This is a genomic window from Streptomyces sp. NPDC048560 (assembly GCF_040650955.1).
Classification (GTDB): domain Bacteria; phylum Actinomycetota; class Actinomycetes; order Streptomycetales; family Streptomycetaceae; genus Streptomyces.
On the sequence record NZ_JBEZIJ010000006.1, the window covers coordinates 402,417 to 414,731 of the forward strand.

The window sequence follows — 12,315 nt, forward strand, 5'->3', positions numbered from 1 at the left end:
ACGGTGCCGGGGCCTTCACGCGTGTGGCCGAGTCGTCAGGCCTTCGCGGGTTCCGGTTCGTCCGAGGCGGTTTCCTCGGAGGTGCCCGGAGCCGGGATGCCGGCCTTCTTCTCGCGCTTGGCCGCCTTCTTCTTCGCGCGGCGCTCCTTGCGGAGCTCGACCATCGCGTAGAGCGTCGGCACGAGCAGGAGGGTCAGCAGCGTGGAGGTGATCAGGCCGCCGATCACCACGACGGCGAGCGGCTGCGAGATGAAGCCGCCGTCGCCGGTGACACCCAGCGCCATCGGGAGCAGCGCGAAGATCGTCGCCAGCGCCGTCATCAGGATCGGGCGGAGCCGGTGGCGTCCGCCCTCGACGACCGCCTCGACGACGCCCAGACCCTGGGCCCGGTACTGGTTGATCAGGTCGATCAGCACGATCGCGTTGGTCACCACGATGCCGATCAGCATCAGCATGCCGATCATCGCCGGGATACCCATCGGGGTGCCGGTGGCGACGAGCAGGCCGATCGCGCCGGTCGCCGCGAACGGGATGGAGACCAGCAGGATCAGCGGCTGGATCAGCGAGCGGAACGTCGCGACGAGGAGCATGAAGACGATCGCGATGGCCGCCAGCATGGCGAGACCGAGGTTGAGGAACGCCTCGTTCTGGTCCTCGGAGACCCCGCCGATGGTGGCGGTGGCGCCTGCCGGAAGGTCCAGCGCGTCGATCTTCTTCAGCAGCGCGGCGCTCACCTCACCTGTGTTGTCACTGGTGGGCTTGGCCGTGACGGTCGCGGAGCGCTGACCGTCGATCCGGGTCATCGAGACCGGTCCGGGGACCAGCTCGACATCGGCGATCTGGCTGAGCGTGACCGCACCGAGCCGGACGTCCTTCAGCTCGGCCATGGTGGCGGCCGGGCGGGACGAGGTCACGACGACATCGCGCTCGGTGTCGTCGAGGATCGCCTTGCCTGACGGGGTGCCGCGCACGGCGCCCGCCACGGCCGCACCGAGGGTGGCGTCGCTGAACCCGGCAGCGGCGGCCTTGTCGTTGGCCTTCACCGAGATGCGCGGGACGCTCTGCGACAGGTCGCTCTGGACGTCGGTGACGTCCTCGAGTCCGGCGACCGCGGTGCGCACCTCTTCGGACGCCTTCTTCAGGACGTCCCCGTCCGCGGCCTTGACCACGACGCTGAGGTCCTGGCTGCCGAAGCCGTCGCCCGCCGCGATGGTGGTGTCACCGATCCCGTCGAGCTCGCCGAGGGCCTCGTCGATCCGGTCCTGGGTGGCGTCGAACTGGGCCGAGTCCTTCAGGGTCACCTGGTAGGAGGCCTGGTTGGCTCCCGTACCGCCGCCGAAGGCCGCCATGAAGCCGGACGAGCCGACCGTGACCTGGTAGTCCTCGACGTTCTTCTCGCCGGCGAGGACCTTCTCGACCTTCCGCGCCGCCTCGTCGGCCGCCGCCAGGCTGGTGCCCGCGGTGAGCTCCTGCTTGATGGAGAGGACTTCCTGCTCGCCCTGGTCGAAGAAGTTGGTCTTCAGCAGCGGGACCATGCCGAAGGTGCCGAACAGCACGGCGACGGCGAGGACGATGCTGGTGATCCGGCGCCGGGTCGCGAAACGCAGCACCGGGACGTAGAGCCGCTGGAGCCTGCTGCTCGCTTCCTTCTCCTCCGCCTTGCGGCGGGCCTCCGCCGGATTCTCCGTCGCGCCCTCGGGGGCGCGCAGGAACCAGAACGACAGGACGGGAACCACGGTCAGCGAGACGAGCAGCGAGGCCAGCAGCGCCGCCGTGACGGTCAGGGAGAACGAGCCGAACAGCTGGCCGACCATGCCGCCGACCAGACCGATCGGGAGGAACACGGCGACCGTGGTGAGCGTCGACGACGTGACCGCTCCGGCCACCTCCTTGACGGCGGTGATGATCGCCGAGTGGCGCTCCTCGCCGTAGCCGAGGTGCCGCTTGATGTTCTCCAGGACCACGATCGAGTCGTCGACGACCCGGCCGATGGCGATGGTGAGGGCGCCGAGCGTGAGCATGTTCAGCGACAGGTCGCGGGTCCACAGCACGATCAGCGCCAGGACCACGGAGAGCGGGATGGAGACCGCGGTGACCAGGGTCGAGCGCAGGGATGCCAGGAAGACCAGGATCACGATGACCGCGAAGAGCAGTCCGAGCGCGCCCTCGGTGGTCAGACCGGAGATGGCCTTGGAGACGGCGGGGCCCTGGTCGGAGACGACGGTCAGTTCGGCTCCGTCACCGAGGTCCTCGCGCAGGTCGGGCAGCTTGTCGCGGACCGCGTCGGAGATGGCGACGGCGCTGCCGTCCTTGTCCATCGTCGCCATGACGGCGAGGCTCGGCTTGCCGTTCGTACGCGTGATGGAGACCGCGGTGGACGGCTCCTCCTTCACCGTGGCGACGTCACCGACGCGGACCGGCTTGCCGGGCTTGCCGGTCGCCGGGTTCTGCGCGGAGACCGTCAGGTCCTCGATCTGCTTCAGCGAGGTGTAACCGCCGCCGACCTGGATCGTGCGGCTCTTGCCCGCCTCGGAGAACGAGCCGCCCGGGACGGTGGCGCCGCCCGCCTGGAGGGCCTGGGACAGCGATCCGGCGGTCAGACCGGCCTTCGCGAGTTTCTTGTCGTCGGGGGTGACGGAGATCTGGAGGTCCTGGACACCGTCGACCGTCACCTGGCCGACACCGTCGATGTCCTGCAGGGCGGGGACGACCGTGCGGTCCAGCTGGTCGGCGAGCGCCTGCTGGTCGGTGCCGGAGGTGACCGCGAGGACGACGGCCGGGATGTCGTCCGTCGAACCGGCGATGACCTGGGGGTCGACGTCGTCGGGGAGCTGGATCCGGGCGCGGTTCACGGCCTGCTGGATGTCCGCGACGAGCTGCTTGGTGTCTTGGTCACCGAAGTCGAAGGTCGCCATGATGACGGCGTTGCCCTCAGCGGCGGTCGAGGTGATGCCCTCGACGCCGTCGACGGCCTTGATGGAGTTCTCGAGCGGTTCGACGACCTGCTTCTCGACCACATCGGGGGACGCACCCTGGTAAGGGGCAAGCACCGACACCATCGGGAACTCGATGGTCGGCAGCAGTTGCTGCTTGAGCTGCGGGATCGCGATCGCTCCGAATACGAGAGCGACGATCGAGATCAGCCCGATCAGGGCCCGTTGCGCGAGGCTGAATCTGGACAGCCAGGACATGGGTGGGTCTCTCTTCTGTGGCGTACGCGGCAGATGGGCGGGGCGATCAAGGGGGGACACCCCACCCGCTTATACGATCGCCGCTCCCCGTGGCCGAAGCGTCGGCCCCCGGGGTGCTTTCTTATGCCGCGCATACCGCAGGTGGAGTACACACCCTCTCCACCCTTGCCGGGACCGCTACTCGACCCTGGGACGCACCAGGCCCGATTCGTACGCGATTACCACCAATTGAGCCCGGTCGCGGGCGCCGAGTTTCGCCATGGCCCTGTTCACATGGGTCTTGACGGTGAGCGGGCTGACGGTGAGCCGCTCGGCGATCTCGTCGTTGGAGAGCCCGCCCGCGACCAGGACAAGCACCTCGCGTTCGCGCACGGTGAGCGCCGCGAGCCGCTGGGAGTACGCGGCGGCGTCCGGCCCCTCGCCCCAATTCCCGCCCTGGGCGAGGAAGGTGGCGATGAGCCCCTTGGTGGCTGCCGGGGAGAGCAGCGCCTCGCCTCCCGCGGCGATACGGATGGCGTTGAGCAGTTCGTCCGGTTCGGCGCCCTTGCCCAGGAAGCCCGACGCCCCCGCGCGCAGGGACTGCACCACGTACTCGTCGACCTCGAAGGTGGTGAGCATGACGATCCGGACATCCGCCAGCTCCGGGTCGGCGCTGATCATGCGGGTGGCGGCGAGGCCGTCCGTGCCGGGCATCCGGATGTCCATCAGCACCACGTCGGCGCCCGTCGAGCGGGCCAGGGCAACGGCTTCGGCGCCGTCCGCGGCCTCTCCCACGACGTGCATGTCGGGCTCCGAGTCGACGAGCACCCGGAAGGCGCTGCGCAGCAGTGCCTGGTCGTCGGCGAGGAGCACCTTGATCGGATTCACGCCTGTCCCCCCGTTCCGCCCAGCACCGCGGACGTCGCCTGCTCACCCGTGCGGGCCTTGACCGGCAGGATCGCATGAACCCTGAAGCCGCCGCCGTAGCGGGGGCCCGCCGTGAGGGTGCCGCCGAAGGCGGTGACGCGTTCGCGCATACCGATGAGCCCGTGGCCGCCGCCGTCGGCGTCCCCGGCCGCTCTCCCGGCCCTCTCGCCGGTGAGGGAGCGCTCGCCCGCGCGCGCCCGGCCTCGGCCGTTGTCGAGCACCGTGATCTCCACGGTCGCCCCGACCCGTACGACACTCACCTCGGCCTTGGCGTCCGTCCCCGCGTGCTTGCGCACATTGGTCAGCGCCTCCTGGATGACCCGGTAGGCGGCCAGGTCGACGGCGGCGGGCAGCGGGTTCTCCGGGTCCGTGCAGGCGACCTCGACGGGGAGCCCGGCGTTGCGGAAGGTGTTCACCAGTTCGCCGAGCACGGCGAGCCCGGGAGCCGGTTCCGTGGGTGCCTCCGGGTCGCCGGACTGGCGGAGCAGCCCGACGGTGGCGCGGAGTTCGTTGAGTGCGGAGCGGCTGGCGTCCCTGACGTGGGCGAGCGCCTCCTTCGCCTGGTCCGGCCGCTTGTCCATGACGTGGGCCGCGACGCCCGCCTGCACGTTGACGAGGGCGATGTGGTGCGCGACGACGTCGTGGAGGTCCCGGGCGATCCGCAGCCGCTCCTCGGCGACCCTTCGGCGCGCCTCCTCCTCACGGGTGCGCTCGGCGCGTTCCGCGCGCTCCCTGATCGCGTCGACGAACGCGCGCCTGCTGCGTACGGCGTCCCCCGCCGCGGCCGCCATGCCGGTCCACGCGAAGACGCCGAGATTCTCCTGGCTGTACCAGGGGGCCGAGCCGAAGAACATCGCCGCAGCCGTCAGTACCGTCATGGTCAGCAGGCCGACCCGCCAGGTGGTGGGGCGGTCGGTGCGGGAGGCCACCGTGTAGAGCGCGATCACGGCGCTCATCACCACGGGGGCCGGCGGGTCGATCACCACGAACTCGGCGGCCGACAGTGCCCCGGTGGCGGCGAGCACCGCCATCGGGCTCCGCCGCCGCAGGACGAGGGCGGCGGCCCCGAGCACCATCAGCAGGACGCTGAACGGTCCGGGGGTGCGGCTGCCGAAGGAAGGTCCGTTCGCCCCGTGGTTCGGGTCGGCGAACGACGCGCAGATCATGCAGAGGAGCACGCCCAGCGCGAGCCCCGCGTCGAAGGCGAGGGGGTGGTCGCACAGCCAGCGACGGGCACGTGCGAACCGGGTTCCGAGGGTGGTCACGTCGAGCAACGGTACGGCGTGTCGCGCGCCGCCATGTCCCGTAGGTGCGCGGATTCCGCTACAGCACTGTGCCCCGCGGCCGGCGGACCGGGCGGGGCACAGAGGCGGGTGCTGGAGCGGGTGGTGCGTCAGCCGGGGATCAGGCCGTCGTCGCCGAGCATGTCGCGCACCTCTTCGAGGGTCGCGCCGGACGTCGGCAGGATCAGTTCGGACGGCTCCAGGGAGTCGTCCGGCAGGGGCGAACCCAGCTCCCGCACCTTGTCCAGGAGCGCTTCGAGCGTGGAGCGGAACCCTGCGCCGTCGCCGCTCTCCATCTCGGCGAGCAACTCGTCGTCGAGCTTGTTGAGCTCCGCGACGTGACTGTCGGCCAGCGTGAGCTGGCCCTCCCCCATGATCCGTACGATCATGACGTTGCCCTTACTGCTTGTCGAACCTGTGCGGACTCTGCTGCGACTGCGGGGCGGCGTCCTGCGTGCCGCCTTCGATGGCCTGCTGCTGGGCGGAGGAGCCGCCGGCCAGTTCGGCCTTCATGCGCTGCAGCTCCAGCTCCACATCCGTACCACCGGAGATCCGGTCCAGCTCGGCGGCGATGTCGTCCTTCGCCGTGCCGGTCGGGTCGTCCAGGGCGCCGGAGGCGAGCAGCTCGTCGATGGCGCCGGCCCGCGCCTGGAGCTGCTGCGTCTTGTCCTCGGCCCGCTGGATCGCCAGGCCGACATCACCCATCTCCTCGGAGATGCCCGAGAAGGCCTCGCCGATCCGGGTCTGCGCCTGTGCGGCCGTGTACGTCGCCTTGATGGTCTCCTTCTTGGTACGGAAGGCGTCGACCTTGGCCTGGAGCCGCTGGGCCGCGAGGGTGAGCTTCTCCTCCTCGCCCTGCAGCGTCTGGTGCTGCGTCTCCAGGTCCGTGACCTGCTGCTGGAGGGCCGCACGGCGCGACAGCGCCTCACGGGCCAGATCCTCGCGGCCGAGCGCGAGTGCCTTGCGGCCCTGGTCCTCCAGCTTCGACGACTGGCCCTGCAACTGGTTGAGCTGCAGTTCCAGCCGCTTGCGCGAGGTCGCCACGTCGGCGACACCGCGGCGCACCTTCTGAAGCAGCTCCAGCTGCTTCTGGTACGAGTAGTCGAGGGTCTCGCGCGGGTCCTCGGCCCGGTCAAGGGCCTTGTTTGCCTTCGCGCGGAAGATCATTCCCATACGCTTCATGACACCGCTCATGGGCTTCGCGCGCCCCCTTCTGACGGACTGAGCTCCGGCACTCCAACAGAACCCACAGTACGGGCCCTGTCTCTATTACCGCACTGTCGGAGCACGGATGTGCTCCTCCCCAAGGACGACTGCCGCTGGTCACCACTCCCGCGCAGGGAGTAGGTGACCGTCAGGGAAACGCACGGCACCGTCCGTTCTGCCCCTGTCGGGATGCCTTTAAGGACGCGGGCCGTTGCCGGATCGTTCCCGACCGGTCGGGACTCCTCACGATCGACCCCGTACCCTTGGGTTTTGTGTTCCGTAGCCGTTCCTCCAAGGACGAGAAGGCCCCCACCGGCAAGGTGACGGCGGACCTCTCCAAGCAGCCCCGCGACCCCCAGTCCCCCAAGGGTCGCCCCACCCCCAAGCGCAGCGAGGCCCAGACGCAGCGGCGTCGTGCCTCCAGTACGCCGACCGACCGCAAGGAGGCCATGAAGCGCCAGCGCGAAGCGAGGCGTACCGATCTGGCCAAGCAGCGCGAGGCCCTCGCCACCGGCGACGAGCGCTATCTGCCGCCGCGTGACAAGGGGCCGGTCCGGCGCTTCGTCCGTGACTTCGTGGACTCGCGCTTCTGCATCGCCGAGTACTTCCTGCCGCTGGCAGTGATCATCCTGATTCTCAGCGTGATCCAGATCCAGAACATCCAGAACATCTCCCTGCTGCTCTGGCTCGGCGTGATCGTGCTGATCGTCGTCGACTCGATCGGTCTGGCGTTCCGGCTCAAGAAGCAGCTGCGGGAGCGCTTCCCCGACACCCCGAAGCGCGGCGCCGTCGCGTACGGCCTGATGCGTACGCTCCAGATGCGCCGACTGCGGCTTCCCAAGCCGCAGGTCAAGCGCGGAGAGCGGCCCTGAGCGCGGCCTCCGGCTTCACGGGGGCCGCTCCGGCGTGGATGAGGGGTCTCGGCGGACTGCGTAACGCGGTCCGCCAGGAGCTCGTCGCCCGGCAGCTGGACGAGCAGATAGCCGCGCGCTTCCCGGTGGGACAGCGCCTGCGGGTGCTCGACGTCGGCCTGGGGCAGGGCACCCAGGCCCTGCGCCTGGCCCGGGCCGGTCACTCCGTGACCGGGCTGGAGCCCGACGGCACGATGCTGGCGGCCGCCCGTGAAGCGCTCGCGGGGGAGCCCGAGGGTATCCGTGAGCGGGTCCGGCTGATCGAGGGCGACGGCCAGGAGACCGGGGTCCACTTCCTGCCCGGAAGCTTCGACGTGGTGCTGTGCCACGGCGTGCTCATGTACGTCCAGGAGCCCGATCCGATGCTGGCGGGCCTCGCCCGGATGCTGGCGTCCGGGGGGCTCCTCTCGCTGCTCGTGCGGAACGCGGACGCGCTGGCGATGAGGCCCGGGACCGCCGGGGACTTCGACGGGGCGCTCGCCGCGTTCGACACGGACACGTACACCAACCGGATCGGCGTCACGGTGCGGGCCGATCACCTCGCCGCCCTGACCGCCACGCTCGCCGGGATCGCCGCGCCGCTGCACGCCTGGTACGGGGTGCGGGTGTTCTGCGACAACGTGAGCAACGACGCGGAACTGCCGGCCCCGGCGGAACTGGCCCGGCTGATGGACGCCGAGGACCGGGCCGGACGGACCGATCCGTACCGCCGGGTGGCGGCGCTGCTGCACCTCTGCGGCGTACGCGGCTGACGCTTCCGGAGCGGCCCGGGGGGTGGCGGTGCCGGGCAGGCGCCGTGCACCCGGCCGGCGTATCAGCGCAGGCCCTCGCGCCGGGGCGCCGGTGATACTCCGGACATGCGTGTATCCCCCTCCCGCGGCCGGCTGCTGCTCTCCCTGACCGCCGGCGTCTGCGTGATCGCCCTGGCGAGTGGCTGCTCCGGCCCGGAGTCCGGCTCCGCCGCGCCCGAAGCCACCCCGTCGGACCCGGCACGGCAGGGCCCGGTGTCCCGGGCGACGAACGATCTGCAGGACGACTACCAGACCGTCATCAAGAACGTCCTGCCGTCCGTCGTGCAGATCGACGCGGCGGGCGGCCTGGGCTCCGGCATCGTCTACGACTCCGACGGCCACATCGTCACCAACGCCCATGTGGTCGGCGACGGGAAGGCCTTCAAGGTCACCGTCGCCACCGGCGGGGAGGTGCTGGGCGCCTCCCTGGTCTCGGCGTATCCGCAGCAGGACCTCGCCGTCCTCAAGCTCGACGAGATGCCCGACGGGCTGAAGGCCGCGAAGTTCGGTGACTCCGACAAGGTGGCGGTGGGGCAGATCGTGATGGCGATGGGTTCACCGCTCGGCCTGTCCAGCAGCGTCACCCAGGGCATCGTCTCGGCCCTCGGCCGGACCGTCACCGAGAGCGGTGCGGGCGGCGGCACCGGGGCGACCATCGCCAACATGGTGCAGACCTCGGCGGCGATCAACCCGGGCAACAGCGGCGGCGCGCTCGTGAACCTCGACAGCGAGGTGATCGGCATCCCGACCCTGGCGGCGACCGACTCGCGGATGGGTGACAGCCCGGCGCCGGGGATCGGATTCGCGATTCCGGTCTCCATGGTGCGAACGGTCGCCGACCAGATCATCAAGGACGGCAGGGTCACCGACTCGGGCCGGGCGGCCCTGAACATCACCGGGCGCACGGTCGTCGACGACGACTACCGGCCGGCCGGAGTCGCGCTGGTCAGCGTGACCGAGGGCGGAGCCGCCGACAAGGCGGGGCTCCGGGCCGGAGACATCATCACGAAGATCGGCGACACCGAGGTCACGACGATCACCTCGCTGTCGGAGGCTCTGGCGGACGACGAACCCGGCCAGAAGGTCACCGTGACGTACCAGCGCGACGACACGCAGAAGACGGCCGAGGTCACGCTGGGCGAGATCTAGGGCCTGCCGTTCGGATCAGGCCGGATCAAGGAGGGCCTGTCCCTCGCCCCCCCGATGTCCCCTCGACCGCCGGGCAGGCCCGTGGACCGGGTCTGTCCGGCGGCCGGGTACGGGGACGGAGCGTCAGGCCTGGTCTGCCGAGAGGCTCATCGGACCGTAGATCTTCGTCGTGTCCTCGAAGAGCGTGACCTGTTCCGCCCCGCCCTCCAGAAGCTCCTTCCAGAACTCACCGATCCAGGACTCCGCATCGCCCTGGGTCGTGAACTCGTCCGGCGTCAGAGCCGGCTCCGTCTCCGTACCGTCGGACTTCTCGAACCGCCACGTCCACGCCATGTCCGCCTCCTGGGTCACGTTGCTGCCCAGAGCCTAGTGCCTGTCCCGGGCGCGCACGGGGTGCCCGGACGGGGGAAGATCAGTACGTGGAACTGACTCTGCTCGGCACCGGAGCCCCCGACGGGCTGCCGCGGCCCGAATGCCCCTGCGCGGCCTGCGCCTCGGCCCGCGGTGTGCGTGCGCGTGCCGCGACCGCGCTCCTGGTGGACGACGCGCTGCTGCTGGACCTGACCCCGGGGGCCGTGCTCGCCGCCGCCCGGGCGGGACATTCGCTCACCGCCGTACGCCAGGTGCTGCTCACCCATCCCCATGACGGGCCGGCCCTCGAACTGCCTGCGGGGCTGCCGTCGGCCGGCCGGGTGCCGGACGGTCAGGTGTTGACGCTGATCAGCGGCCACCGGGTGCGGGCGGTGGCGATGGACGCTCCGGGGACCGGTTACGAGGTGACGTCACCGGAGGGCGAGCGGCTGCTGTACCTGCCGCCGGGCGCCGCTCCCAGCGGGCTCGCCGACCGGGCCGCCGAGCCGTACGACATGGTGGTGGGCGACGTGATCGGTCGGCCCGACGCGGTGGCCCGCCTGCGGGCGGTGGAGGCGATCGGCCCGACGACCGAGGTGATCGCCGTCCATCTGGACCACGACGCGGCGCCCGGCGTCGCCCTGGACCGGCGGCTCGCCGCGTCCGGGGCGCGGGCCGTGCCGGACGGGACGACGCTGGTGGTGGGCGAGTACCACGCGGTGCCCGATGTCCCGCGACGCACGCTGGTGACCGGTGGCGCACGGTCGGGCAAGTCCCTGGAGGCCGAACAGCGGCTGGAGACCTTCCCCGAGGTCGTGTACGTGGCGACCGGCGGCGGCCGGGACGGGGACGCGGAATGGGCGGCGCGGGTCGGGCTGCACCGGGAGCGCAGACCGGCCGCGTGGCGTACGGAGGAGACCTGCGAACTGGCGGAACTGCTGGCGGCCGACGGTCCCCCGCTGTTGATCGACTGTCTGGCGCTCTGGCTGACGGATGCCATGGACCGGGTGGGGGCCTGGGACGACGCGACATGGGCGGGGAGCGGGGAGGAGGCCTTGCGGGCGCGGGTCGCGGAGCTGGTGCGCGCGGTGCGCGGGACCCGGCGGACCGTGGTGGCGGTGACGAACGAGGTGGGTTCGGGGGTGGTCCCCGCGACGGCCTCCGGGCGGCGCTTCCGGGACGAGCTGGGGCGGTTGAACGCCGCCTTCGCCGCGGAGTGCGAGCACGTGCTGATGGTGGTCGCCGGGCAGGTGCTGGTGCTCCGGGGTGATCCGGGGGCGCCCGTCTGACGGAGGGTCAGAATGACCCCGGGTACTGTTCCGTCGGGGAGCCCGCCGCCGGGTTCCCGGGCCATCACGTACCGACCCCGCGAGGCAGACCCCCGTGAATCTGGACGACTTCTCCGACCTGATCGAACGCCCCGACGGCGGCGTACGGCGCGACGCCGAGGAACGGCGGGAGCGGCTGAGCGTGCCGCCCGGAGCGCTCGGGCGCCTCGACGAGCTGGGCGAATGGCTCTCCGCAGCCCAGCAGGCCGTACCGGTCAGGCCGGTGGAGCAGCCACGCGTGGTCGTCTTCGCCGCGGACCACGGGGTGGCGGCGCTGGATGTCTCGGGCCGCGCCGCGGGCACCGCGTACGAGCTCGTCCGGGACACGCTGGACGGTGCGAGCCCCGTCGCCGTACTGGCCCGCCGCTTCTCGGTTCCCGTACGGGTCGTCGACGCCGGCCTCGACTGTGATCCCGGGCTGCTGCCCGAATCCGTCGTACGGCACCGGGTGCGGCGCGGAAGCGGGCGCATCGACGTCGAGGACGCGATGACGGCCGAGGAGGCCGAGCAGGCCGTACGGCTGGGCATGGCGATCGCCGACGAGGAGGCCGACTCCGGCACGGACCTGGTGGTGCTCGGTGATCTGAGTGTCGGCGGGACCACGTCGGCCGCCGTCCTGATCGCCGCCCTGTGCGGCACGGACGCCTCGGTGGTCACCGGCCGCGGCGGCACCGGGATCGACGACCTGGCGTGGATGCGCAAGTGCGCCGCGATCCGTGACGCACTGCGCAGGGCGCGGCCGGTGCTGGGCGATCAGCTGGAGCTGCTGGCCGCGGTCGGCGGGGCCGACCTGGCGGCGATGACGGGCTTCCTGCTGCAGAGCGCGGTCCGCCGGATGCCGGTGATCCTGGACGGTGTCGTCGGGTCGGCCTGCGCCCTGGTGGCGCAGCGGGCCGCGTTCCGGGCACCGGACTGGTGGCTGGCGGGTCAGGCGAGCGGCGAGCCGGCGCAGGCCAAGGCGCTGGACCGGATGGCACTCACACCGCTGCTCGATCACGGGGTGACCGTGGGCGGGGGCAGCGGGGCGATCCTCGCGCTTCCCCTGGTTCAGGCCGCGGCGGCGCTGGCGGCCGAACTGCCGGAGCGTGCGGAGGAGAAGGCGGCCGACGAGGTCGAGGAGGACCCCGAGACCGGTGAGACCGGTGAGGCCGCCGAGCACGCTGGATCCGTCGACGAGAAGGCCGGCGCCTGACCCGGCG

11 protein-coding genes are annotated in these 12,315 nt (G+C 71.3%); 5 read left to right on the forward strand and 6 right to left on the reverse strand.

Features of this window, described 5'->3' with window-relative positions; all coding sequences use genetic code 11:
* Positions 1–35: 35 nt before the first annotated feature.
* The 5 genes from AB0C82_RS19010 to AB0C82_RS19030 all read right to left on the reverse strand — a co-directional run bounded on the left by AB0C82_RS19010 (position 36) and on the right by AB0C82_RS19030 (position 6,562).
* Positions 36–3,191 carry an efflux RND transporter permease subunit gene (locus AB0C82_RS19010; RefSeq protein WP_362843024.1) on the reverse strand — a complete coding sequence of 1,052 codons (3,156 nt, stop codon included), beginning with the start codon at positions 3,189–3,191 and terminating at the stop codon, positions 36–38.
* Between the two features lie 177 nt (positions 3,192–3,368).
* Positions 3,369–4,058: a response regulator transcription factor gene (locus tag AB0C82_RS19015; RefSeq protein ID WP_362843027.1), complete on the reverse strand. Its 690-nt coding sequence runs from the start codon at positions 4,056–4,058 to the stop codon at positions 3,369–3,371.
* Positions 4,055–5,362, reverse strand: coding sequence for a histidine kinase (locus tag AB0C82_RS19020; protein ID WP_362843030.1), 1,308 nt, complete (start codon positions 5,360–5,362; stop codon positions 4,055–4,057). The genes AB0C82_RS19015 and AB0C82_RS19020 overlap by 4 nt, the downstream gene beginning before the upstream one ends.
* Before the next feature lie 128 nt (positions 5,363–5,490).
* Positions 5,491–5,769 (reverse strand): hypothetical protein, encoded by a 279-nt coding sequence (locus tag AB0C82_RS19025; protein WP_362843032.1) that lies wholly within the window; start codon positions 5,767–5,769, stop codon positions 5,491–5,493.
* Positions 5,770–5,779: 10 nt separating this feature from the next.
* Positions 5,780–6,562: a PspA/IM30 family protein gene (locus tag AB0C82_RS19030; RefSeq protein WP_362843035.1), complete on the reverse strand. Its 783-nt coding sequence runs from the start codon at positions 6,560–6,562 to the stop codon at positions 5,780–5,782.
* Positions 6,563–6,858: 296 nt separating this feature from the next.
* Between AB0C82_RS19030 and AB0C82_RS19035 the strand changes: the two genes are divergently transcribed.
* The 3 genes from AB0C82_RS19035 (at position 6,859) to AB0C82_RS19045 (ending at position 9,437) form a co-directional block, all read left to right on the forward strand.
* Positions 6,859–7,458 (forward strand): DUF3043 domain-containing protein, encoded by a 600-nt coding sequence (locus tag AB0C82_RS19035; protein WP_362843038.1) that lies wholly within the window; start codon positions 6,859–6,861, stop codon positions 7,456–7,458.
* Between the two features lie 38 nt (positions 7,459–7,496).
* Positions 7,497–8,249: a methyltransferase domain-containing protein gene (locus AB0C82_RS19040; protein WP_362843040.1), complete on the forward strand. Its 753-nt coding sequence runs from the start codon at positions 7,497–7,499 to the stop codon at positions 8,247–8,249.
* A gap of 105 nt (positions 8,250–8,354) precedes the next feature.
* Positions 8,355–9,437 carry a trypsin-like peptidase domain-containing protein gene (locus AB0C82_RS19045; RefSeq protein ID WP_362843043.1) on the forward strand — a complete coding sequence of 361 codons (1,083 nt, stop codon included), beginning with the start codon at positions 8,355–8,357 and terminating at the stop codon, positions 9,435–9,437.
* 123 nt (positions 9,438–9,560) lie between these two features.
* Here the strand turns inward: AB0C82_RS19045 and AB0C82_RS19050 are convergent, their stop codons facing one another.
* Positions 9,561–9,770 carry a hypothetical protein gene (locus AB0C82_RS19050; protein ID WP_362843045.1) on the reverse strand — a complete coding sequence of 70 codons (210 nt, stop codon included), beginning with the start codon at positions 9,768–9,770 and terminating at the stop codon, positions 9,561–9,563.
* Between the two features lie 86 nt (positions 9,771–9,856).
* Here AB0C82_RS19050 and AB0C82_RS19055 point away from each other — a divergent pair, with 86 nt between their 5' ends.
* Both AB0C82_RS19055 and cobT read left to right on the forward strand, forming a co-directional pair.
* On the forward strand, positions 9,857–11,077 hold the full coding sequence (locus AB0C82_RS19055) for a bifunctional adenosylcobinamide kinase/adenosylcobinamide-phosphate guanylyltransferase (protein WP_362843047.1): 1,221 nt from the start codon (positions 9,857–9,859) through the stop codon (positions 11,075–11,077).
* A 94-nt stretch (positions 11,078–11,171) separates the two neighbouring features.
* Positions 11,172–12,308, forward strand: coding sequence for a nicotinate-nucleotide--dimethylbenzimidazole phosphoribosyltransferase (gene cobT / locus AB0C82_RS19060; RefSeq protein WP_362843050.1), 1,137 nt, complete (start codon positions 11,172–11,174; stop codon positions 12,306–12,308).
* The last annotated feature ends 7 nt before the right edge of the window (positions 12,309–12,315 follow it).

What these genes read in the sequence shown, in the direction of transcription:
- AB0C82_RS19030 (WP_362843035.1), bottom strand. Translation starts at nt 6,562, where the DNA reads ATGAAGCGTATGGGAATGATCTTCCGCGCGAAGGCAAACAAGGCCCTT.
- AB0C82_RS19025 (WP_362843032.1), bottom strand. Translation starts at nt 5,769, where the DNA reads ATGATCGTACGGATCATGGGGGAGGGCCAGCTCACGCTGGCCGACAGT.
- AB0C82_RS19010 (WP_362843024.1), bottom strand. Translation starts at nt 3,191, where the DNA reads ATGTCCTGGCTGTCCAGATTCAGCCTCGCGCAACGGGCCCTGATCGGG.
- AB0C82_RS19040 (WP_362843040.1), top strand. Translation starts at nt 7,497, where the DNA reads ATGAGGGGTCTCGGCGGACTGCGTAACGCGGTCCGCCAGGAGCTCGTC.
- AB0C82_RS19045 (WP_362843043.1), top strand. Translation starts at nt 8,355, where the DNA reads ATGCGTGTATCCCCCTCCCGCGGCCGGCTGCTGCTCTCCCTGACCGCC.
- AB0C82_RS19050 (WP_362843045.1), bottom strand. Translation starts at nt 9,770, where the DNA reads ATGGCGTGGACGTGGCGGTTCGAGAAGTCCGACGGTACGGAGACGGAG.